This is a genomic window from Gluconobacter sp. Gdi (genome assembly GCF_014132155.1).
In the GTDB taxonomy this organism is placed as follows: domain Bacteria; phylum Pseudomonadota; class Alphaproteobacteria; order Acetobacterales; family Acetobacteraceae; genus Gluconobacter.
In genome coordinates this window covers 359,767-382,604 of the sequence record NZ_BLJQ01000001.1, presented here as the reverse complement: position 1 = coordinate 382,604, position 22,838 = coordinate 359,767, and the positions used below count along the sequence as shown (strand labels likewise).

The window sequence follows — 22,838 nt, the reverse complement described above, 5'->3', positions numbered from 1 at the left end:
TCCCCAGATTCATGGAACATCTCCGGGGACGTCCCTGTGGATGTTTTATGAAGAAATGGGGATCACTCTGGAAAGGGCAGCTTTCCTGCGGAGTCGCACGATGAGCGTATCGAGAGCGGAAAGAAACCGGCTTCGATCCGCTTTTCCAAAGGATGGATTGTACGTATTCACCACGCCGGTTTCGCGCAGGTCATGCATCAGATCCCGCATGGCCGAGACCATTCCTACGGACCGATCATCGATTTCTTCACCGTTGGGACGCAGAACGGCCGCCCCCTTTTCCAGACACCGCACGGCCAATGGCACGTCGTTCGTGACCACGATGTCTGCTGTGACAGCCTGCTCTGCAATCCAGTCATCCGCAACGTCTGGCCCTTCCGGCACGACCACACGTTCAATCAGTGGCGACTGGGGGATATTGATCCACCGATTGGCAACAACCAGCGTCTGGAGGCCATAACGGCCTGCCACACGGTAAATCTCGTCCTTTACAGGGCAGGCATCTGCATCAACCAACAGCCGCATGGAGTTCCTTCTGGTTTTCTTCATCACGAAACTGCTGGATCAGCTTCTCCAGCACAACATCGGGGTGATCTTCACCACAAACATGAATAACCGGCTCGTCGTCACCCGGCTCTTCAAATGTGGAAAGCTGGCTTGGCAGCAGACTTGGCGGCATGAAATGACCTTTTCGATGGGTCATACGATCAGCCAGAGTGTCACGAGCAACACGGATATGAATAAATTCAACGGGGAGATCGCGGCGTAGCTGTTCGCGATAAATGCGCTTCAAGGCGGAGCAGGTCAGGACAGCACCGTGACCCGCTTTTACTTCCCTGCTCAGCCAGTCATGGCAGAGTTCCAGCCAGGGCTTGCGGTCTTCGTCCGTCAGCGGCTGACCTGAGCTCATCTTGTCAACGTTACTTTGGGGATGGAGCGCATCCCCTTCCTGAAAATGCCACCCCAGCCGGGTGGCAAGGCCGGTGGCGATCGTTGTCTTGCCTGTCCCGGAAACACCCATCACGACCAGAAAACGCGGCCGGACGCCTATGGCCTTACTGACGTGCGCAGTCTCTATGGTTCCCATCGCTCCACTCCCTGTTCTGTCGCAACCAGAACTTCAGACGCCATGTTCAGGAACATGCCGTGTTCCACCACGCCCACGATCGCGTCTATTTGGCGCGCCAGATCTTCCGGGTCCTCGATCGGGCCGAACGTGCAGTCCAGGATCATGTTGCCATTGTCACTGACGAACAGGTTCCCATCACGGTCGGTCCGGGGCTTAACGCCCTTGGCACCGCAGGCTGACAACCGTTCTGCCGTGCATTCCCAACCAAAAGGAATCACTTCCACGGGAACAGGAGCGCGCTCCCCAAGGTGATCAACTGGCTTGCTGCCATCCACAATCACCACAAATGTCTTCGAAGCCTGAGCGACGATCTTTTCGCGCAGAAGCGCTCCGCCAAGGCCCTTGATGAGGTGCAACGGCCCCCGCTGAACCTCATCCGCGCCATCAATGGCAATATCGAGCTGACGATGAGCGGAAAAATTCGTCAGCGGAATACCCGCTTTTTTAGCCTTGCGGGCACTGTCTTCGGATGTCGGAATCCCGACAATGTGAAGGCCTTCTGCCACGCGCTCACCGAGCCGCTCGATCATGTAGGTGGCGGTGCTTCCCGTGCCGAGTCCAACCACCATGCCACTTTTGACCATATCGGCTGCACGACGGGCCGCAGTACGCTTGTGCACCTCCATCTCCGAGCTCATGCGGCGTCTCCCGTTGCGGCACGATCTGCCAGAATGACGATCCGGCCTTCACTGGTCACATTTGCAGACGGCAGAGTTTTGTCGCCCTCACGAAGACGCTGGAGCATTTCAACCTTGGAGGCTCCGGTGACAAGAAAGACGACCAGTGCGCTGGAATGGATGGCAGGATATGTCAGCGTAATACGCTCGTAAGGTGCGGTCTTCGGAGCTGCCGTTCCCACCCATGCCGTCTTTTCCTGAAGCACAGGCTCTCCCGGAAACAGGGAGGCCGTATGTCCATCCGTTCCCAGGCCAAGCATCACGAGATCAAACAGCGGGCGAGCCGGGTCCAGCTCGGTCGCGCCGTATGCAGTCTCAAGAGTTTTCTGATAGGCGCGCGCATCCGCTTCGACCGTCCCACCCGTCGGGATCGGGTGAACGTTCTCGGCAGGAAGCGGAACGCGACTAATCAGAACAGATTGACCAACTGTATGGTTGCTATCCGCATGACCTTCGGGAACATGGCGCTCATCCCCGTAGAAAATCTCAATACGATCCCACGGGATACGCTTGGCCAGCTCTGGCTCAGCCAACAGTTCGAACAATCGCTTTGGCGTCGAACCGCCAGACAGAGCCACACGGAACTTGCCGTCCGTCTTGGCCAAAACACCATCTACCAGAAGATCCGCCATTCGAAGGGCTACTGCTTCAGAACTCGGCAGTGTTTCCAATGTGGCGGTACGGATATCGGTCGTCATGTGTTTTTGACCCTTGGCAGAATGTAGCGCTCGACGGCTTTGGCCCAGCCATCACGCTCATTGGTGTCAGTGAGAACCTGGGCAGCGGCTCTCACGTCGTCTTCAGCCTGTCCCATGGCAATGCCCAACCCCGCGACGGCAAACATCGGCAGGTCGTTATGGGCATCACCCAGACAGGCCACTTCATGCGGCGCCACACCGTGAGCGAGGGCCAGCTCACGCACAGCTTCGCCCTTGTTGGCGAGCGCCGGAGTAATATCGAGCAGCATCTCGGAAGAACGGCGTACACTTGCTTCACCACGAAGCATAACAGCCAGTTCCGTCTCGACACGCTGAAGCAGATCGTAATTGTTGCTCACACCCATGACCTTACCGATCCCGTCAAATTCCTGACGCAGATCCGGCACGGTATGAGGCGTCAGCCCGGTAATACGGCGCTCATGCTCCACAAACGGCGTCGCGGCGTCGCGCACCATCCAGTAGGACTGACGCAGCAGCCAGGTCTCGATCCCATGGACATGTAGCATGTCATGCACCACGGAGAGCACATCACGCGACAGGACACGGCTCACTGTCGGTGTTCCGTCCGGCGAAAAGATGATACCGCCGTTAAACCCAGCGTTCTGACCGCTCAAACCGAGTTGTGAGATGTATTTTGTCATCGCAGCGGGAGGCCGCGCGCTTGCCAGACAGAGCGGAATACCGCGCTTCTGGAGCTCCTTTGCCATCGCCATCGTAGAGGGAGCGATTGTCTTTTCCGGTGTCAGGAGCGTTCCATCCATGTCGGACACAACCATCCGGATCGTCTCCGGAAGCGCTGGAAGTTCCGCGTGAATGGTATCTAGGTCAATGGACATACAAGCCCCTGTCGGTCGGCCATATTGAATGGGGGAGTGAGCATACTGTGCCCACTCCCCCTTGCCCATCCGTCAGAGGGGCTTATTTCTGCTCGACGTGACCGCCAAAGCCGAAACGCTGCGCCGAAAGAATCTTCTCGGCGAAGTTGTTGCCCGACCGCGAACGGAAACGGGTAAACAGGGCCGCCGTCATCACTGGCGCCGGCACATTTTCTTCAATGGCGGCTTCGATCGTCCAGCGACCTTCACCAGAGTCAGCAACTTCACCAGAGAACTCGGACAGTTCGCCCGACTTCGCGAGCGCTTCCGCCGTTAGATCCAGCAGCCAGGACGACACGACACTGCCGCGACGCCAGACTTCTGCAATATCCGCCATGTTCAAGTCGAAGCGTTCACCTTCGGCCAGAACGGGCGAGTTCTTGCTCTTCATGATGTCAAAGCCTTCAGCGAAGGCCTGCATCATGCCGTATTCGATCCCGTTGTGGATCATCTTCACAAAATGCCCGGAACCGGATGGGCCACAGTGCAGATAACCCTGCTCGGCACGCGGATCGAGATTGGTCGCGTCCCGGTTCGGCGTGACGGGAACATCACCCTTTCCAGGGGCCAGAGCCGCCAGAATTGGATCGATATAATCCGCAGCCTCTTTCGGCCCGCCATACATCATGCAGTAGCCACGTTCGAGGCCCCACACACCGCCGGACGTGCCAACGTCAACGTAGGAAATCCCCTTCGCTGCCAGCTCTTCCGCACGACGGACGTCATCCTTGTAGTAGCTGTTGCCACCATCAATGATGACATCTCCCTTGCCGAGAAGCGTGCCGAGCTGCTTCACGCAGGCTTCGGTAATCGCACCAGCCGGAAGCATGACCCAGACGACACGATGCGTGTCACCTTCAAGACCCTTTACAAGCGCCTCGACGCTGTCCACGCCTGTGGCGCGACCCTTTTCGGATCGCTCCACAGTCGCTGCCGTCACGGCAGCCGTGCGGTCATGCACAACAACATCATGTCCATGCCGGGTCAGACGGACGGCAATATTGCCGCCCATACGACCCAGACCAATGATACCGATCCGCATATTTATGCTCCTGCCACCGCTTTATGGATTGCCGTGGCAAGGGTCTTCAGGCCCTCTTCCAACGGTCCATCGATATGCACCCGGAGGGCACGACGCCCACGGGCCGAGAGAACTTCAAAGTCACCGCGTGCCTGTGCCGCCTTGACGACACCGAAGCTGAAACCATGCCCCGGAACCGGAACGTCGGCAGCATCAGCCGCAGTTACCTGAAGGAAAACACCACTGTCGGGGCCGCCCTTGTAGGCCTGGCCTGTCGAGTGAAGGAAGCGCGGGCCGAACTCGGCTGCTGTGGCAACCTTCAGCGCATCCCGCAATTCCATCCGAACGTCCTGCGCCCAGTCCCGTGTTTCACGGTTGCGCTCGATATAGGCCAGAAGGCCAACATAATCGCCCGCACCAACACGGCTGAAGTGCTTCTTGAGAACGGAAACAGCGTCTCCTCCCCCAAGAACACCCGCATTCTTTTCATCTGCGTAGAAAGACAGCTTTCCGTCGATTGCGAACGGCTCTTCTGCTGGCAGTGAACCAGTTTCAGCATAGGCGTTCGTCAGCTTGCGGGTTTCAACCTTGCTGAACTCGACATCCGGCTGATCAAACGGGTCAATGCCCAGAACCGCACCTGCAACAGCAGTTGCAAATTCAAAGACAAAGAAGGCCTGCCCGATCTCGTTTTTGTCTGCCAGACGCACCGTAATCACCGGAGCTCCAGCTTCACGCAGTGCTCCAAGACGACTATCCGGAACGTCGTCGCCCAGCAGGATGTCCACGAAAACGCGGTCCTTGCCGTAGACGTCAGGCGTGCCGAGCACTTCCTCGTCAATCGGGATCAGACCTGTGCCCTTCTTACCGGTGCTTTCCGCAATAAGCTGCTCAAGCCAGGCCCCGAAGGACGCAATGCCCTTGGAAGCAAGGATTGTCACCTTGTCACGGCCGAAGCACTTGGCGGAATGACCAAGGATCAGACCCAGCGTCACACCGGGGTTAACGTGTGCCGGTGCGCTTGGACCACAGCTCTCGACCATCAGATTGGTAATGGTCAAGAACTTGCGAACATCCAGACCGCTGACGGCGGCTGGCACCAGTCCAAAGTTTGACAGGACAGAGAACCGTCCGCCGATTTTTGGATCGCCGTAAAAAATGCGCCAGAAGCCGTTCTCTTCAGCGACCTTCTGCATGTGGGAATCAGGGTCCGTGATGGCGATGAAGTTATCGCCCGGAGCCTTGCCCAGAGCCTGACCGGCAACCGTCCAGAAATGCGCGAACAGAATGTTCGGCTCCAGCGTACCGCCAGACTTGCTGGCCACGATGAACAGGGTCTTCTTGAGATCAACGGCCTTCTCATAAGCCCGAACCTGCTGCGGGTCGGTGCTGTCGAGAACATGCAGCTTCGGCCAACCTTCCTGCTGACCGAAGGTTTCGGCCAGGACCTCTGGGCCAAGGCTCGAACCGCCCATACCCAGAAGCAGGATGTCAGAGAAACCACGACTGCGGACATCACGAGCCAGAAGTTCCAGCTCTTCGATGTGCCACAAACGATCCTGAACGATGGTCAGCCAGTTCAGCCAACCGGCTTCAGCACCATTCGTCCAGACAGAGGCGTCCTTCGCCCAAATGCGACGGACCAGACCTTCCTTGCTCCACGCCGTCTCGGATTCAGCAACATCGTCGCGGATATCCGAGGGAAGGTCAGCTGTGACGTGGAGCAACCGTTTTCCCAGCACAGACTCCCGCTTTTCAGCGACCGCACCGAGAAGAGTGTCGAAGGACTCAGAGAAGGACGCACAGCCATCCTTCACCAGCTTCGCCGTGACACCGGCCAGATCCAGACCAAGGCGCTCGGCCTCAGCCAGAACGTGACGGGCTTCTTCAACGTTTTCCGTCAGGCTCTCACGGAGCTTACCGTGATCACGGAACGCATCGAACGTTGCTGGCGGAATGGTGTTGACCGTCTCCGGACCAATCAGCTCTTCGACGTACAGGACGTCAGAGTAAGCCTTGTCCTTCGTGCCGGTGCTGGCCCAGAGCAGACGCTGCGGGTTTGCACCCTTGGCAGCAAGTGCCTGCCAGCGCGGGCTCTTCTTGACGTCAAGGTAATACTGATAGGCGGCCTTGGCGTTTGCGATGGCAACCTTGCCACGCAGAGCCTTGAGCGCTTCGGCATCCTTGTCACCCGCAGCGACGCGGCGGTCGATTTCGCCATCGATCTTTGCGTCAATACGACTGACGAAGAAGGAAGCAACGCTGGAGATGTGGGAAATGTCTTCCCCACGGGCTGCGCGGGCTTCAAGACCGGAAATGTAAGCTTCCAGAACGGCCTTGTACGCATCCAGAGAGAACAGCAGCGTCACGTTGATGTTGATGCCGTCTGCAATCGCTTCGCGGATCGCACCCGTGCCTTCTTCCGTACCCGGAATCTTGACCATCAGGTTCTTACGACCGACAGCCTTCCACAGGCGACGGGCTTCCGTGATGGTGCCGTGCGCGTCAAAGGCCAGATACGGAGAGACTTCGAGGCTGACGTACCCGTCCAGACCCTTTGTCTTTTCGAACACCGGATAAAGGACACCGCAGGCAGCGCGGATGTCATCAATCGCGAGGTGCTCGTAAAGGTCTCCAGCAGAGAGACCTTCCCCTTCGAGAAGCTTGCGGATCTGAGGATCGTATTCCGTCCCCTTACCGATGGCCTTCTCGAAAATGGCCGGGTTGGAGGTGACCCCGCGAAGCCCGTCTTCCTCGACAAGCTTCTTGAGGCTGCCATCTTCCGTAAAACTGCGCTGGATAAAGTCCAGCCAGGGGGACTGGCCATGCTTTTCCAGATCCCGCAGGACACTGCCCACTTTGTCTAGGCCGGTGTTAGAGATTGTGTCCGCCACAGGTTCTCTCCTTACTTGCTACGGGCAGCCTGACGCTTCGCGGCGCCATAAACTGCTTCCGGCGTAAAACCGAACTTGGTCAGAAGTGCAGAGGCAGGAGCCGATGCACCAAACGAATTCATGGCAATGATCGAGCCGCCAAGACCGACATAACGGTCCCAACCGAAGGCCGCAGCCTGCTCGACAGCTACGCGGCCGATCACGTCAGGCGGCAGAACGGAATCGCGGTATTCCTGGCTCTGCTCTTCAAACAGATCGAAACTCGGGATCGACACCACGCGGGCCTTCACACCTTCTGCCGTAAGCTTTTCATAAGCTTCGACAACCAGCGATACTTCAGAACCCGAAGCCATCAGAATCACATCCGGCTTACCTTCACAGGAGGCCAGAACGTACGCGCCCTTGGCCAGACCGGAAGCCGCTGCATACTTCGTGCGGTCAATGGTTGGCAGATTCTGGCGGCTTAGAGCCAGAACAGCAGGCTTGTGCGTCATCGGGATCAGCGTGCGCCATGCCTCTGCCACTTCGTTGGCGTCGGATGGGCGGATCGTCATGATGCCTGGGGTCGCGCGAAGTTGAGCAAGTTGCTCGATCGGCTGATGGGTCGGGCCATCTTCACCGACGCCGATGGAGTCATGCGTAAAGATATACGTGACCGGCAGTTCCATGATGGCCGACAGACGGATCGGAGCCTTCATGTAATCGGAGAAGATCAGGAAGCCGGAGCCATAGGCGCGGATGCCGGACAGCGCGATACCATTACAGATCGAGCCCATCGCGTGTTCACGCACACCGAAGTGCAGGTTGCGGCCACCATAGGTGCCACCCCACTGCGGCGGCTGGAACGATCCACCACCCTTGATGTCCGTCTTCGTGGACGGCGTCAGGTCAGCAGACCCACCGATCATCCAGGGCAGGTTCTTGGCAACGGCATTCAGCACTTGGCCAGAACTTGCGCGGGATGCAACGCCCTTGGCATCAGCCTCATAAACCGGAATGTCCTTGTCCCAGCCTTCTGGCAGACGGTGCTCGAAGATTGCTTCAAGCTCGGCGGCTTCCTTCGGATGCGCTTCCTTGTAAGCCGAGAACAGTTCGCGCCACTGGGCACTGGCTGCTGCACCGCGCTTGCCGAGACCTTCAGCGAAATGTTCCTGGACACCATCCGGAACATAGAAATCACCGGCATTTTCCGGCCAGCCATAAGCTGCCTTCGCGCCCTTGATTTCATCTTTGCCCAGCGGTTCACCATGAGCAGAAGCTGTGCCGGCCTTCTTCGGCGCACCGTAACCAATGACCGTCTTCAGAACGATCATGCTCGGGCGGTCCGTGACCTTCTTTGCTTCCTGAAGGGCCTTCAGGATTGCCTGAACGTCGTTACCGTCCGTCAGCGTCTGAACATGCCACTTATAGGCCTCGAAACGCTTGCCAACGTCTTCGGTCAGGGCAAGGTCGGTCGAGCCTTCAATAGAGATCTGATTGGAATCGTAAACCCAGGTCAGGTTGCCGAGGCCCAGATGACCGGCCGTTGAAGCCGCTTCCGAAGCCACACCTTCCATCATGTCGCCATCACCACAGAAAACCGTGACGTGATAGTCGAACAGCTTGAAGCCCGGGCGGTTGTACGTTTCAGCCAGCCACTTTTCAGCAATGGCCATACCCACGGAGTTGCCACAGCCCTGACCCAGCGGGCCTGTCGTTGTTTCAACGCCTGAGGTGAAACGATATTCCGGGTGGCCCGGCGTCCGGGAGCTCAGCTGGCGGAACTGCTTCAGATCCTCGACAGTGAGAGCTGGCTGGTCCACGACCTTTCCATCCTGGATGTCCCGAACGCCTGTCAGGAACAGCGTCGAGTACAGGAGCATGGAGGCGTGTCCGACGGACAGGACGAACCGGTCACGGGCTGGCCATAGCGGATCGGCAGGATCGTAGTTCAGATCATGCTGCCAAAGCGCATACATGGCCGGGGCGAGAGCCATTGCGGTTCCGGGATGCCCGGAATTCGCACGCTCGACGGCGTCCATGGAAAGGGTGCGGATGGTATTGATACCGAGTTCAGGAAGCGTACTCATCGGTATGGGGTCTCCGGCTTGTGACGAGCGGGGGAAAGGTCAATGATGCCCCCGCACCTTCTGCAGCCACGGCATGACGCGATATCACGTCTGACGCAATGCTTGATGGGTAAACCATATTGTGAAACACGGTCTTGTGCTTGACGACAACCCGCCTCACTTCGATGGAACACGTTATTTCAACCCACCTTCGTGGCGCCCGGATAACGCTGTTTCAGGACGAACCCCTGCCCAGCGCTTCCGCAATATCCTGAAGTGGCAGCTCAGCCTGCGTCCCCGCTGGCCTGATGCCCTGCCCCCTCAGAAACCCCACACCCTGACTGCTCCCGCGCCCGGTGAATGTCTCGCAACGTTCATCGGCCATGCCACCGTTCTGCTTCAGTTCGGCCGGCAGGGAGGTGAACCATTACGCATCATCACGGACCCGGTGTTTTCAGAACGCTGCTCCCCGTTCCGGAGTTTCGGCCCCAGACGCGTTCAGCCACCCGGCATCTGTTTTAAAGACCTGCCGCCGATCGATCTCATTCTGGTTTCACATTGCCATTACGACCATATGGACCTCCCGACCCTGCGCATTCTGGCGCGCAAGGGGGATCCGCTGTGCATTACGCTCCCTGGGAACCGCAAACATCTGGAAAAAGCTGGCCTACCCCGCATTGTCGAACTTGACTGGTGGGAAAGCACAAAGGCGGAAGGTGCGCGTATTTCTGCAACTCCAGCCCTGCATGGCAGCGCACGCACTCCATTCGACCAGAACAAGGCACTCTGGGGTGGCTTCGTGATCGAAGCCCAGGACAAAACCGTGTTCTTCGCCGGAGACACAGCGTGGGGCCGTCACTTTGACGCGATCCATAATCGCTGGAACACGATTGACCTCGCAATCCTCCCAATCGGTGCCTACGAGCCACGCAATTTCATGCGTCGCGTTCACATGAACCCGGAAGAGGCGGTTATGGCCTTTGATACGCTCAAGCCCACCCAGGCGATGGCCATTCACTTCGGGACATTCCAGTTGACTGATGAAGCTATTCTGGAGCCTGCGGCACGCCTCCATCTGGCCTTTCAGGACCGTGCCCGTCCCTTTAAAGCTCTGGAAAACGGGGAAACCCTGGCTCTTTCGCCCCCTCCCGCAAGCCGCTAACCTACCGGCACTATGTCCCCCTTGTGGAAACCGTCATGAACGCACAGACCGTCAACTTCACGCCTGAACAGATCACTGCCCTGTTCATTGACGCCGCCCGTGAGGGTGACACGGACCTCCTGACCCAGTTCCTGGATGCAGGAATGGTCATCGATACACCTGACAGTCGCGGCTACACGGCCCTCATTGTCTCGACCTACAACGGACATCTGGATGCCGCGCGGCTACTCCTCGCACGCGGAGCCAATACGGAATCCGTTGATCTGAAGGGGGCCACGGCCCTGTCCGGCGTCGCCTTCAAAGGCATGACGGACATTGCACAGGTCCTGATCGACAATGGGGCTCAGGTGGATCACGCAAATTTCTCGGGCCGGACGCCTCTGATGTTCGCCATCATGTTTGGCCGTACGGACATGGCACGGCTTCTTCTGTCTGCGGGCGCCAATCCGGATCATCGGGACGGCGACGGCGTTTCTGCCCGTGACCTCGCAGAGCGACAGGGTGTGACTGGCTTTTTCGATCAGGAAACAGGCGCATGAGCCGCTTCTGGAACAAACGCGTCCACGCTCTGGACCCTTACGTCCCTGGCGAACAACCTAAACTAACCAACCTGCTGAAGCTCAATACGAACGAGTCTCCGTATGGTCCGAGCCCGCGGGTACTAGAGGCTATCCGAGAGACTGCAACGGACGACCTTCGCCTTTACCCGGACCCAACTGCAACAATCCTGTGTGAAACCATCGCGAAGCGCTTCGGTGTCACAACAGACCGGGTTTTCGTTGGAAATGGCTCCGATGAAGTCTTGGCTCACGCCTTCCGTGCCCTCTTTCACGATGACGCACCGCTCTACTTCTCGGACGTCACTTACGGCTTCTATCCGGTCTATTGCAGCCTGTTTGAACAGCCCTTCAAGCAGTTCCCGCTCAACGACGACTACGAGATCGACATCAACGCTTATGATGGCCCCTGCGGTGGCGTTGTCGTTGCCAACCCCAACGCCAATACGGGTCTGGCCCTCTCGCTTGAGCAGATCGAAACGCTCGCTCTTCGCCACCCGGATCGGACGGTCATCATCGACGAAGCATACGTGGATTTCGGTGCCGACTCGACTATCGAACTGACGAAGCGTTATGACAACCTTCTGGTCGTGCAGACACTTTCCAAATCCTACGCGTTGGCAGGCCTGCGTGTCGGTTTCGCAATTGGTTCACCGGAACTGATTGAGGGCCTGATCCGGGTGAAGGACAGTTTCAACTCCTATCCGCTTTCACGCCCGGCACAGGCAGGGGCCATTGCCGCCATCAAGGATACGGACTGGCTGGAAGAGATTACGGCCCGAGTGATTGCCAGCCGGAAAACACTTGTCCCTGAACTGGAAAATCTCGGCTTCCAAGTCCTTCCATCCTGTGCCAACTTCATTCTCATGCGCCACCCGGCGCATCCGGCCGGATCGGTTGCGAGCGCCCTGCGCGAGCGTTCGATCCTGGTGCGGCATCTTTCAACCCCGCGTATCCAGAACTGGCTACGCGTCACGATCGGAACGGACGAGGCCTGCACACGCCTGATTGACGCCCTGCGGGCCATCATTCTCACAAACCGATCCTGAACCACAGTTGGGCGGACTGATCCGCCCTCACGATCATGACCTTTCAGAGGCTGCCCGGTGTGCATTCGCGCACCGTTCCGCATTCAGTGATGATGCGGAGGCCTCTGGCGTTTCGTGCTGAAAGACCAAGACCATGCGCGCATTCCACGGACAGATGTCCGACAATCAGCCTATCCGCCGTAACCAGGCAGAGAAGGAAAAGCAGCTTCGGGACCTCAAGGAAACACTTGCTTCCATGAAGTCTCACACATCCCCTGCTCTGAAAGAGAGCGTCCAGCGCCGTATCAAGGAGCTGGAAACTGAACTCCGTGCCGCAGCCCGTGAAAAGGCTACCCGCGCCGCCAACCCGAGCGCCCAACCGCAGGACCAGCAGCGTCAGCGCCGCGCGCCGCGCCGGAACACCATTCGCTCCATGTAAAATTGCGAACCGGGCAGCCTTACAGGCCTGCCCGGCTCCATGCCTCGCCCATGCACTGCAGACGGACCGGATGCATGCCGTCCGTTTCCGTCAGAACATAAAATGCTGAGTACTTTCCGGTAGGTTTGCCGGGCCGATTTTTCAGCCAGTTGAAAACACTTCGATCTGCCGTCATTCCCCCCTGATCCTGCGGAAGAGGATGATTCCAGAGATCCAGAACCTCCGGAACTCTCGTCCGATCAATCATCAGACAATTCGGGTCCACAAACCCTCCGAAGGCCTCGCGGAAGAGCCCCCCGCCCGGGCCCACAGATTCCCACTGATCTTCGCAGACCGGCTTTAACGTTTTGGAATGTACAAACCATCGACCTGACCAGGCCCAGTCCTTTCCCTCAATCGCTTCAAGAAGCGATGACAGATGCTCCGGTGCCCACCAGTTGTCATCATCCAGATAAGCCACCCGACGCGCATTGGAGAGCTGACTCAGGACACTCCGCAGCACGCCTCCGTCACGTGCGCGGCCAAACCCTCCATGGCGCACAGACGTGGAATATCCCGGCCACAGCACCTCCACTGACCAGCCCTCCGGACGCGCCAGACAGGCACTCTCCAGCATCTCCCGCGCACCATCTGGTGGCGTGGTATCCGCACCAATCATGACCTGCACGCGCAGGTCACCACTCTGGGCGAAGATCGACCGCAAAGCATGAAATAATGAGGGCCTCAGCAAGCTGGGCATGACAACAGCGACATCAAAAGGCTGCTGGTCCGGCTGACCATCGTCAGCAAAAATATGAAGTCCAGGACGCATTCTGCAAGACTACGGCGTGCAGCACTCTCCGTCCATGCTGGTCAACCCGGCACTTAATCTCGTCCCTGCACAAAGAGCCATGCCAACCGCACTAGAGCGAAGGTCCACCCACTTCAGGCGCCACCAGGCATGCTCTTGCGCTTCGGTCGTGCAGCCCCCACGATGAAAACAGAATTCCACTGCGAAAGAGCAAGATGTGTCCGCTACTTCCCAATTTTCGCACGAGCAGCTTCTTGACCGCCTCGGCGAAGTCGCAGTTCGCGTCGGACTGAACATCAAGCCGGGGCAGCAGCTCCTCATTACGGCACCGCTGGATGCCGTTCCGCTGGTCCGGCGCGTTACCGAACACGCCTATAAGGCTGGAGCATCACTCGTCACAACGCTGTACGCCGACGATGAGACGACACTCGCCCGTTACGTCCATGCCTCTGATGCCGCCTTCGATACAGCCCCGACCTGGCTGGCTGACGGTATTGCCCGCGCCTTCCGTGAAGGGGCAGCGCGCATGGCCATTACTGGTGCCAACCCAACTCTTCTTGCAGGCCAGGATCCAGAGCGGATTTCACGCGCAAACCGCGCAAACTCAGCAGCCAACCGCCCGGCGATGGAAATCATTACCCAGTTCGCAGTGAACTGGAACATCATCGCCTGCGCCACCCCGGCATGGGCCGCACAGGTCTTCCCCGATCTGGCTCCGGAAGACGCACTGACGGCGCTATGGAACGGCATCTTCAAAGCTTCGCGCGTGGATGTCCCAGACCCGGTAGCAGACTGGAAGGCCCACAACGCCCGCCTGCATGCCCGTGCAAAATTCATGAACGACACACGCTTTGACGCCCTGCACTTCACCGGTCCGGGCACTGATCTTACGGTTGGCCTTGCAGATGGCCATGCCTGGGCTGGCGGATCAGAAGAGGCACTGAACGGCATTGTCTGCAATCCAAACATCCCGACCGAAGAAATCTTCACAACACCGCACCGCTCCCGTGTGAACGGCACCGTCTGCAGTACCAAGCCGCTATTCCATCAGGGTACACTGATCGACGACATTTCCGTCCGTTTTGAAGATGGCCGCATTGTCGAAGCACACGCGAGCAAGGGTGAAAACGTTCTCCATCGTATTCTAGACACCGATGAAGGCGCATGCCGGATTGGCGAGGTGGCCCTTGTGCCCCACTCGTCGCCAATTTCCGCAAGCGAAATCCTCTATCGGAACACCTTGTTCGATGAAAACGCATCCAGCCACATTGCGCTGGGCCAAGCCTACACCAAGTGCATGGTCGACATTGAAGGTCTGACGCCGGAACAGCTTCTGGAGCGTGGCGTTAATGACTCCCTGATCCATATCGACTGGATGATTGGCTCGGATAAAATCGATCTCGATGGGATCAAAAACGGCAGCCGCACGCCTCTGATGCGTTCCGGCGAATGGGTAAACGCATGACTTTGAACATCAAAACGCTCACAGCGCTCGCTCTCTTCGCCAGCGCGGCTCTTCCTTTTTCTGCGCACGCACAGGGCTACCCAAGCCAGACCCAGGTTGATGGGCAGCAAGCCCAGCAGCCTGCGCAGGTTCCCCCGCAGTTCAAGGCCGACACAGAGCGCGCCATGCGCTACGCCCTGCCCGCAGACTTCATGCCACGTGCCACGAGCGCGATTGGGGAGCTTCAGGCCCGCAATATCCAGCCACCCAACTCTCAGGGGCTCGGCTTGCAGGCGATGATTAGCCAGGCAGGTCAGGTTCCCGGTTTTGCCGCTGTGCTCTCATCCCATGGCTTTACGCCGGAAAGCTTCATCACGGGCATGACGACCTTTGGCATGACACTTGCCGTAAGCAACGGACAGGTTCCAGCAGGCATGCCGTCTCCCAACCCGAACAACGTTGCGCTGTTCAAAGCCCATCCGGATCAGGTCAACGCCCTGATGCAGGCTATGGGCAACCCTCCCCACTAATTTTACGGGCGTGCTCTGACTTTATGCAGGGCGCGCCTTCTTTTCCCACTCTCTCACTGATAAAAAGCCGACATGTCTGTCGCGCTTGATCCTTCCACACTCCCTGCCGTCAACATTCTGGGGCTTGCCCAGTCTGGAGCTATTCTCCGTGCTGAACGGGACACACCGCCCGACGGTGTTCCTGCGTTCATCACAAAAGAAGGATGGGACGAGCTTGTTGCTGCACACGCCGCAGAACATGATAAGCCGCACACCATCGTCCTTCCGGCCCTCGAAAAAGCCGTAACGCGACTCTTGGCCCATGCCGCTCAGGCAGCGTCGGAAGAAGGCGGGACTGCTCCCGTCGTCAGCCTTGAAAGCGATCTTTTCCCGAGCGACGAGACTTTGATTCTCGCCTTCGTCCGTGATGAAACGCACCCTGTTGCCTGCACACTTATCGGAACGGCACACCAACTCGCAGGCGTTCTACGCTCAGCAACGTCAGTATAGGGCCCTCTGACGCAGAGCCAGTTCGTCCAGAGCGGCTTGCTCCTTACGAAGAGCGAGATAATTCATCTCAAGCCGCTGCTTATCCTGCAGTTTCTCAACAGCTTTTAGAGCTGCCTGAGCCATCAGTAGAGCCGAACGAAGACAATCCCGATCAAGTGCTGCCTCCCGGCAAAGCTCCTGTGCGTCAGCGATCGCACGCTGGCCAACGGGCAACCAGCGGCTGAATGCTTCTACTGCATCGTCATCAGCCTGCGGATCTGACGCCAGCCCCTGCTCCTGAATCAGTAGCAGATGAGCCTTGCTCAACACTGCTTCAGCAGCAGTCTCGCGCGCTACTGCTTCGCCAAACGCCTTCTCAACAGCCTCCAGTTCATGGCGCCGCAGGCGCTTGAGCGTATCCAAGGGCATCTGCTTCATTTTACCTGCTCCCATCGTGTTCAGGCCTCGGTATTCATAATGCTGGAGAGCTGTTCAAACGCTTCCGCACAGTTAGACCGTTCGCTCTTGCCTTGAGAAAGAAACTCTTCAAGCCTGGGCATAAGCCGTACAGCCTCATCGACGTCCGGCTCTGTTCCAGCCTTGTATGCCCCCAGACGAATCATATCGGCCATCCGCTCATAGGTTGCCATGGTTGCCCGCGCCTGCTTCGTGAGCCTGTTTTCCTCAGCTGAATTACATCCCGGTACGGCACGTGACAGAGACCGAAGAACGTCAATCGCGGGGTAACGCCCCTGCTCACCAATCCGCCGATCCAGCACAATATGTCCGTCGAGAATTCCACGAACGGCGTCTGCAACCGGCTCGTTATGATCGTCACCTTCCACGAGAACCGTGAACAGGGCGGTAATCATGCCTTCTCCCGGATAACCAGGCCCCGCGCGTTCGAGCAATCGCGGCAGTTCAGCAAAAACAGATGGAGGATAGCCACGCGTAGCAGGAGGTTCCCCAGCTGACAGACCGATCTCACGCAAGGCCATGCAATAGCGGGTCACACTATCCATCAGCAAAAGCACGGATTTACCCTGATCACGGAAGTGCTCTGCAATCGCCATACCCGCAACGGCAGCATCCCGACGCATCAACGGAGGGGCATCTGATGTGGCAATGACCACCACACTCCGCGCCAGCCCCTCAGCCCCCAGATCGTCTTCAATGAATTCACGAACTTCACGGCCGCGCTCACCGACCAGTGCAATGACCGCCACATCGCAGTTCGCACCGCGCGCCAGCATGGACAGCAAAGTGGATTTTCCGACACCAGACCCGGCAAACAATCCCAGCCTTTGACCACGCCGACAGGTTGTAAACGCATCCAGCGCCCGCACTCCCAAGTCTATGCGCTCTCCAAGCCGTGCCCGCGTTGCAGCGTTTGGAGGTGCCGCACTGACAGACTGTTGCTGAAATGCCGGCGCTAACGGCCCCTTCCCGTCAATCGGTATCCCGAGGGGGTCCACGACTCTTCCAAGCCAGCTTTCATTCACACCCAGACTGGCTGACTGACGCCCACTCAAAGAAATACGCGCTTCACACCCAGGCCCAATCCCTTCAAGGCTACCGAACGCCATGACCCTCGCGTGTGCATTATGAAATCCCACAACCTCAGACTGTATTGATGACCCAGAACGCGCCTTCACGTTAATTCTGTCACCAATGGAAACGAGTCCCTCCAGGCCGTGAATGGTCATGCACAACCCTGTCACATCCCGAACAACTCCGATTGCACTATCAACGCGCACGGATGAGAGCTTTTCGAGAAGACTCTTTAATCGACTTTTTTCGGCAATTTCCTGAGAGTTTTCGCGATGTGACGTCATCAAACAACCATAAGGAGCGCGACCTTAACAAACCCTGAACAAGCGCTCCTTAATGACGTAATAATGAAATTTTTACGCTTTTTGATTTGTATCTATCGACAAACACAACCTTGGGTAGTAACCATTGCTTCACCAATCCGGGAGTTGAGAAACATGCGTATCCTTCTTGTCGATAGCGATCTTCAGGCCGCAGCCCATCTGTCTCAGACCCTTCGTACGGCTGCCTTCACCGTCGATCATACGTCCTCTGGCGAGGAAGCAATCGAAATGCTCCGGCATTACGATTATGATCTGATGGTACTGGAACTGATGCTGAACGATATCGAAGGTTACGATGTCATCCGCCGTGTCCGCGCAGCCCGGATTACGACGCCCGTTCTCGTTCTCTCTGCCCTGCTCCGCCCCCAGGCCAAAATCCGTGCCTTCTCGATGGGGGCCGATGATTACATGACAAAGCCTTATGACTCAGGCGAACTTGTTGCCCGTCTTCAGGCCGTCATGCGTCGCTCTCGCGGATTTGCCGAACCTTGCCTGCGCATTGGCAATCTGGAACTGGATCTGAACGGGAAAAACGTCACTGTTGAGGGGAATCCCCTGCACCTGACGGGTAAGGAATACGCCATTCTGGAGCTTCTGGTCATTCGGAAAGGCTCTGTCCTGACCAAGGATGCTTTCCTGAATCATCTTTATGGCGGCATTGATGAGCCTGAAATGAAGATCATTGATGTCTTCATCTGCAAACTGCGCCGTAAGCTTCAGAAAGCAGGAGCCAGCAATCTCATCTCTACAGTCTGGGGACGTGGCTACATTCTGCGTGAAGAAACAGCGGCCGAGCCCCTGCCCGCCTCTGTCAGCCCAATGACCAGAGCCACATCTGAACTGACCGTCGCCTAAAACGTGATCTTCAGGATTGGTACCAGTCTGGCCGGATCGTCACACCATGATTGACCGGCCCGTGACCAGCTCCATATCCCGGCGCATCTGAGAGCGCGCGCCGTAGATAGGCATTAGCCCGACGTACCGCCGCTTCAAGATCCATGCCCTGTGCAATGCCCGTCGCAATGGCACTGGCAAGCGTACAACCCGTTCCATGAGTATGACGCGTATGAATCCGCGTTGCGCGGTGTACGTATTCATCACCATTGGGGAAGACAAGGAGATCCTCGAGATCCTCTCCCGTCATATGCCCCCCCTTAAGCAGAACGGCCGTAGCTCCCCGCTCTTGCAGGGTGTGGGCTGCCCGACGCATTCCTGCCAGATCATGAATGGCCTCACCCGTCATGACTTCTGCTTCGGGAATATTGGGAGTCACGACCAAGGCCCGCGGCAAAAGACGGGTCATCACAGCTTCTACAGCGTCATCAGCCAGAAGAGCTGACCCGCTGGTGGACACCATGACCGGGTCAAGCACCAGTGGGAGATGCGTATGACTTTCCAGTTCGTCAGCAACGGCATGAACAATGTCTGCCGTCGCCAGCATTCCGGTTTTGCAGCAATCTGCACCCAGATCATCGATAACGACCTGCATCTGCTGTCGAACAAATGCTGGAGAAACAGCCTCCACCCCAAAGACGCCGAGTGTATTTTGTGCCGTCAGGGCTGTAACGGCGCTCATTCCAAAGCCCCCCAGAGCGGTAATGGTCTTCAGGTCGGCTTGAATCCCGGCCCCGCCACCCGAGTCACTTCCCGCAACTGTCAGAACCCGGCCACGCATACGTCAGGCCTCCGTAATTGCTCTGATCGCCTCACAGACATGATCCACGACCTGAAGAACCAGCGCATCGTCTTCTGCTTCCGCCATTACGCGAATCAGAGGCTCGGTCCCACTAGCTCTCAGAACCAGACGACCGCGCCCGGCGAGACGTTCTTCCGCCCAAGCTTTGGCAGCCGCCAGTTCGGGACTGCTCAACGGATTAGCCCCAGAGTAGCGAACGTTTTTGAGAAGTTGCGGGAAAGGCTGGAAGACCTGACAGATCTCACTAGCGGGCTTCTTGGTCTCCACTGAAACAGCCAGAACCTGTAGAGCGGCAATCAGCCCATCTCCGGTCGTAGCGTAATCGGACAGCACCATGTGCCCGGATTGCTCCCCGCCTAGGTTCCCACCATTCTCACGCATGCGCTCGACGACGTAGCGATCCCCGACGGCCGTCCGCTGAAGCTCCAGACCATCTTCCGCAAGAGCCTTCTCCAGCCCCATATTGGACATGACCGTGGCCACAACCGTGTTGGTCCGCAGACGTCCATGCTGCTTCCAGAATCGGGCGATCAACCCAAGAATCTGGTCGCCATCAACCAGATTGCCGTTCTCATCGGCGATCAGAACACGGTCGGCGTCTCCGTCCAGCGCAATGCCGAAGTCCGCGCCATGTTCTTTCACGGCAGCACAAAGCGTCTCTGGATGGGTAGAGCCAACACCGTCATTGATGTTCAGGCCATCCGGTGAACAACCAATCTTGATGACTTCCGCACCCAGCTCCCAGAGAGCAGTTGGTGCAACGCGATATGCAGATCCATTCGCGCAATCGAGAACAATCTTCAAACCATCCAGACGCAGCCCCCGCGGGAAGGAAGCTTTGGCATTCTCAATGTAGCGGCCAGCAGCATCGTTCAAACGAGAGGCACGCCCGATTTCTGCCGGTGAAGCCAAACGCTGAGACAGGTCCTGTCCCATCATGGCTTCAATCTCCCCTTCAACTTCATCGGAGAGCTTGAAACCGTCTGGGCCAAACAGCTTGATGCCATTGTCGGTGAAGGGATTGTGAGAGGCCGAGATCATGACACCGAGGTCTGCCCGCAAAGACCGCGTCAACATGGCAATTGCCGGCGTCGGAAGCGGCCCAACAAGAATCACATCCATGCCAGCAGACAGAAAGCCAGCCACAAGCGCACATTCAATCATATACCCGGACAGGCGTGTGTCCTTGCCCAGCACAACAGTATGTCGACGGCTCTGACTGCGCATGAAATACAGGCCCGCGGCCTGTCCAAGCTTCTGGGAAACTTCCACCGTCATCGGAGCGGTGTTTGCAGTTCCCCTGATGCCGTCCGTCCCGAACAGAGCCCTCTTGCTGGCCATGGTTATGAAATCCTGCCTGTCTCGATAGATAAGAAAAAGGCGCGGCACCGGAGAGGAAATTCCCCTCCAATGACGCGCCTTGCGGTGCGGTTAACGGTTTGATTAGCCTGCCTGAGGAGCCGGATCAAACGCACCCGGACGCGTCGTCGGCACAGAGGCGCGGCGATTATCGGGCAATTGCTCGTCATCGGATGGACGCTCGATCGCCTCTCCCCGCATGATCCGACCAACATCATCCCCAGTCAGCGTCTCGTACTCGAGCAGAGCCGCTGTCAGACGGTGCAGATCATCAATCCGCGTCAGAAGCAGATGATGCGCCTGCTGGTAAGCCGTATCAATCAGAGCCTTGATCTCTACGTCGATATCGCGCGCCGTCTGCTCAGACAGATTCTTGTTCTGCGTGACAGAGTGACCCAGGAAGACTTCCTGTCCGTTATCGCCATAGGAAATCATGCCGAGCTTGTCGCTCATGCCCCATTCCGTGACCATTCGGCGAGCCAGATCGGTAGCGCTCTTGATATCACCCGACGCACCGGCACTGACTTCTTCCGGGCCAAAGATGATTTCTTCAGCAACACGGCCACCCATGGCAATTACCAGACGCGCCAGGCACCATTTCCGGCTGTAGGAAATGTTGTCTTTCTCAGGCAGCGTCATCACCAGACCCAGAGCGCGCCCACGCGGCACAATCGTGGCCTTATGAATGGGGTCACTACCCGGCGTGAAGATCGCGCAGATGGCGTGTCCGGCTTCATGATAAGCCGTCGAGCGCTTTTCGTCTTCGGTCATGACCATGGACCGACGCTCTGCGCCCATCATGACCTTGTCCTTGGCCTCTTCAAACTGAGCCATTCCGACCGTACGGCGTCCCTGACGGGCAGCCATCAGAGCAGCTTCATTCACAAGGTTGGCAAGATCAGCACCGGAGAAGCCTGGCGTACCACGAGCAATCACTTTTGGGTCCACATCTGAAGACAGTGGTACTTTCTTCATGTGAACGCGCAGGATCTTTTCGCGACCAGCAACATCAGGGTTCGGCACAACGACCTGACGATCAAAACGCCCCGGACGCAGCAGAGCCGGATCCAGAACATCCGGACGGTTGGTTGCTGCAATCAGGATAACGCCCTCATTGCTCTCAAAACCATCCATCTCGACGAGCATCTGGTTAAGGGTCTGCTCGCGCTCATCATTGCCGCCACCAAGACCGGCACCACGATGGCGGCCAACGGCGTCAATTTCATCGATGAAGATAATGCACGGAGCAGCCTTCTTGCCCTGCTCGAACATGTCACGCACACGGGATGCACCGACACCAACGAACATCTCCACGAAGTCCGAACCGGAAATCGTAAAGAACGGCACATTGGCTTCACCAGCAATTGCACGGGCCAGAAGCGTCTTACCCGTACCCGGAGGGCCGACCAGCAGGGCGCCCTTGGGGATCTTGCCACCCAGACGCGTAAACTTCTGCGGGTCTTTCAGGAATTCGACGATTTCCTCTAGTTCAGCCTTGGCTTCATCGATACCTGCCACATCGTCAAATGTGACGCGGCCCGTCTTTTCCGTCAGCAGACGAGCCTTGGACTTGCCAAAACCCATCGCACGGCCACCACCGGCCTGCATCTGGCGAAACACCATGAAGCACAGGCCAACAAGCAGAAGAACGGGAAGATAATTTCCCACATACCGCAGGATGGAGTTCTCACCGCTATCCATTGGCTTGGCTGTCACTTCAACACCCGCGCCGGTCAGACGAGCCGGAAGGCCCGGATCCATCGGTGCATAGGTTTCGAAGGAGGTACCGTTCGTCAGTGTTCCAGAAATATTCTGTTCCTGGATAACCACCGAGCGCACCTGGTGCTCGTCCACATCATGGACAAAATCGGAATAGGCGATCTGCTGGGCAGCATGCTGGCTTCCACCGGGCTGGAAGGCGGTCAGCACTGCCATTCCGACCATGATGATGACCACCCAGATCGCAACGTTACGGCCTAAATTGTTCATCTCGTTCTCTGTCGTCCTTCAGACTGTCCGTCAGATGCAGCAGGGCTTCATCATCTCAACAGGCCGACGTCATAGTCTGCGTTGACTTCATAACATAGGCGGTCCTGCCCATGATCCTACCCCATCAAGGGCAGGAAAA

The 22,838-nt window shown here is 57.6% G+C and carries 22 protein-coding genes; 8 read left to right on the top strand and 14 right to left on the bottom strand.

The features are described from left to right. Positions 1-45: 45 nt before the first annotated feature. The 8 genes from JN414_RS01715 to tkt all read right to left on the bottom strand — a co-directional run bounded on the left by JN414_RS01715 (position 46) and on the right by tkt (position 9,384). Positions 46-525: a YaiI/YqxD family protein gene (locus tag JN414_RS01715; RefSeq protein ID WP_202206427.1), complete on the bottom strand. Its 480-nt coding sequence runs from the start codon at positions 523-525 to the stop codon at positions 46-48. Beyond that, positions 509-1,087 (bottom strand): gluconokinase, encoded by a 579-nt coding sequence (locus tag JN414_RS01710; protein WP_046899915.1) that lies wholly within the window; start codon positions 1,085-1,087, stop codon positions 509-511. Before JN414_RS01710 ends, JN414_RS01715 begins: the two co-directional genes overlap by 17 nt. Then, positions 1,075-1,767 (bottom strand): ribose-5-phosphate isomerase RpiA, encoded by a 693-nt coding sequence (rpiA, locus tag JN414_RS01705; protein WP_202206426.1) that lies wholly within the window; start codon positions 1,765-1,767, stop codon positions 1,075-1,077. Before rpiA ends, JN414_RS01710 begins: the two co-directional genes overlap by 13 nt. Further along, positions 1,764-2,504, bottom strand: a complete 741-nt coding sequence (pgl, locus tag JN414_RS01700; protein WP_202206425.1) for a 6-phosphogluconolactonase — start codon at positions 2,502-2,504, stop codon at positions 1,764-1,766. Before pgl ends, rpiA begins: the two co-directional genes overlap by 4 nt. After that, positions 2,501-3,361 carry a Cof-type HAD-IIB family hydrolase gene (locus tag JN414_RS01695; protein ID WP_237389824.1) on the bottom strand — a complete coding sequence of 287 codons (861 nt, stop codon included), beginning with the start codon at positions 3,359-3,361 and terminating at the stop codon, positions 2,501-2,503. Before JN414_RS01695 ends, pgl begins: the two co-directional genes overlap by 4 nt. A gap of 82 nt (positions 3,362-3,443) precedes the next feature. Further along, positions 3,444-4,442 carry a phosphogluconate dehydrogenase (NAD(+)-dependent, decarboxylating) gene (gnd, locus tag JN414_RS01690; RefSeq protein WP_046899919.1) on the bottom strand — a complete coding sequence of 333 codons (999 nt, stop codon included), beginning with the start codon at positions 4,440-4,442 and terminating at the stop codon, positions 3,444-3,446. A gap of 2 nt (positions 4,443-4,444) precedes the next feature. After that, positions 4,445-7,315 (bottom strand): bifunctional transaldolase/phosoglucose isomerase, encoded by a 2,871-nt coding sequence (locus JN414_RS01685; RefSeq protein WP_202206423.1) that lies wholly within the window; start codon positions 7,313-7,315, stop codon positions 4,445-4,447. Between the two features lie 11 nt (positions 7,316-7,326). Beyond that, a complete protein-coding gene (gene tkt, locus JN414_RS01680) occupies positions 7,327-9,384 on the bottom strand; it encodes a transketolase (RefSeq protein ID WP_086634411.1) in 2,058 nt (685 codons plus the stop codon). A gap of 121 nt (positions 9,385-9,505) precedes the next feature. On the opposite strand from tkt, the gene JN414_RS01675 reads away from it, so the two are divergent. The 4 genes from JN414_RS01675 to JN414_RS01660 all read left to right on the top strand — a co-directional run bounded on the left by JN414_RS01675 (position 9,506) and on the right by JN414_RS01660 (position 12,549). After that, positions 9,506-10,525, top strand: a complete 1,020-nt coding sequence (locus JN414_RS01675) for an MBL fold metallo-hydrolase (RefSeq protein ID WP_237389823.1) — start codon at positions 9,506-9,508, stop codon at positions 10,523-10,525. A gap of 35 nt (positions 10,526-10,560) precedes the next feature. Beyond that, positions 10,561-11,064 carry an ankyrin repeat domain-containing protein gene (locus tag JN414_RS01670; protein ID WP_046899923.1) on the top strand — a complete coding sequence of 168 codons (504 nt, stop codon included), beginning with the start codon at positions 10,561-10,563 and terminating at the stop codon, positions 11,062-11,064. Then, positions 11,061-12,131, top strand: a complete 1,071-nt coding sequence (gene hisC / locus JN414_RS01665; protein ID WP_202206422.1) for a histidinol-phosphate transaminase — start codon at positions 11,061-11,063, stop codon at positions 12,129-12,131. Before JN414_RS01670 ends, hisC begins: the two co-directional genes overlap by 4 nt. 133 nt (positions 12,132-12,264) lie before the next feature. Then, a complete protein-coding gene (locus tag JN414_RS01660; protein WP_202206421.1) occupies positions 12,265-12,549 on the top strand; it encodes a hypothetical protein in 285 nt (94 codons plus the stop codon). A gap of 19 nt (positions 12,550-12,568) precedes the next feature. On the opposite strand, the gene JN414_RS01655 is transcribed toward JN414_RS01660, so the two are convergent. Further along, a complete protein-coding gene (locus JN414_RS01655) occupies positions 12,569-13,360 on the bottom strand; it encodes a glycosyltransferase family 2 protein (protein ID WP_202206420.1) in 792 nt (263 codons plus the stop codon). Positions 13,361-13,556: 196 nt separating this feature from the next. Between JN414_RS01655 and JN414_RS01650 the strand changes: the two genes are divergently transcribed. The 3 genes from JN414_RS01650 to JN414_RS01640 all read left to right on the top strand — a co-directional run bounded on the left by JN414_RS01650 (position 13,557) and on the right by JN414_RS01640 (position 15,802). After that, positions 13,557-14,804, top strand: a complete 1,248-nt coding sequence (locus JN414_RS01650; RefSeq protein ID WP_202206419.1) for an aminopeptidase — start codon at positions 13,557-13,559, stop codon at positions 14,802-14,804. Beyond that, entirely contained in the window at positions 14,801-15,313 is a 513-nt protein-coding gene (locus JN414_RS01645; protein ID WP_052750021.1) for a hypothetical protein, read from the top strand. The genes JN414_RS01650 and JN414_RS01645 overlap by 4 nt, the downstream gene beginning before the upstream one ends. A gap of 72 nt (positions 15,314-15,385) precedes the next feature. Then, a complete protein-coding gene (locus JN414_RS01640) occupies positions 15,386-15,802 on the top strand; it encodes a hypothetical protein (protein WP_202206418.1) in 417 nt (138 codons plus the stop codon). Here JN414_RS01640 and JN414_RS01635 read toward each other — a convergent pair. Together JN414_RS01635 and fliI are read right to left on the bottom strand one after the other, a co-directional pair. After that, positions 15,794-16,219, bottom strand: a complete 426-nt coding sequence (locus JN414_RS01635; protein WP_086634489.1) for a flagellar export protein FliJ — start codon at positions 16,217-16,219, stop codon at positions 15,794-15,796. The two genes, JN414_RS01640 and JN414_RS01635, sit on opposite strands and share 9 nt — an antisense overlap. 20 nt (positions 16,220-16,239) lie before the next feature. Further along, positions 16,240-17,616, bottom strand: a complete 1,377-nt coding sequence (gene fliI / locus JN414_RS01630) for a flagellar protein export ATPase FliI (RefSeq protein ID WP_202206417.1) — start codon at positions 17,614-17,616, stop codon at positions 16,240-16,242. Positions 17,617-17,769: 153 nt separating this feature from the next. Here fliI and JN414_RS01625 point away from each other — a divergent pair, with 153 nt between their 5' ends. Next, complete coding sequence (locus tag JN414_RS01625) at positions 17,770-18,510, top strand: response regulator transcription factor (protein ID WP_202206416.1); 741 nt, start codon at positions 17,770-17,772, stop codon at positions 18,508-18,510. 10 nt (positions 18,511-18,520) lie between these two features. On the opposite strand, the gene thiD is transcribed toward JN414_RS01625, so the two are convergent. From thiD to ftsH, 3 genes are all read right to left on the bottom strand, one after another. Next, the gene (thiD, locus tag JN414_RS01620; protein ID WP_202206415.1) at positions 18,521-19,330 is read right to left on the bottom strand and encodes a bifunctional hydroxymethylpyrimidine kinase/phosphomethylpyrimidine kinase; all 810 of its coding nucleotides are present in this window, start codon (positions 19,328-19,330) and stop codon (positions 18,521-18,523) included. Positions 19,331-19,333: 3 nt separating this feature from the next. Beyond that, a complete protein-coding gene (glmM, locus tag JN414_RS01615; RefSeq protein ID WP_086634403.1) occupies positions 19,334-20,692 on the bottom strand; it encodes a phosphoglucosamine mutase in 1,359 nt (452 codons plus the stop codon). Between the two features lie 102 nt (positions 20,693-20,794). Further along, on the bottom strand, positions 20,795-22,699 hold the full coding sequence (ftsH, locus tag JN414_RS01610; RefSeq protein ID WP_064273855.1) for an ATP-dependent zinc metalloprotease FtsH: 1,905 nt from the start codon (positions 22,697-22,699) through the stop codon (positions 20,795-20,797). Positions 22,700-22,838: the final 139 nt, after the last annotated feature.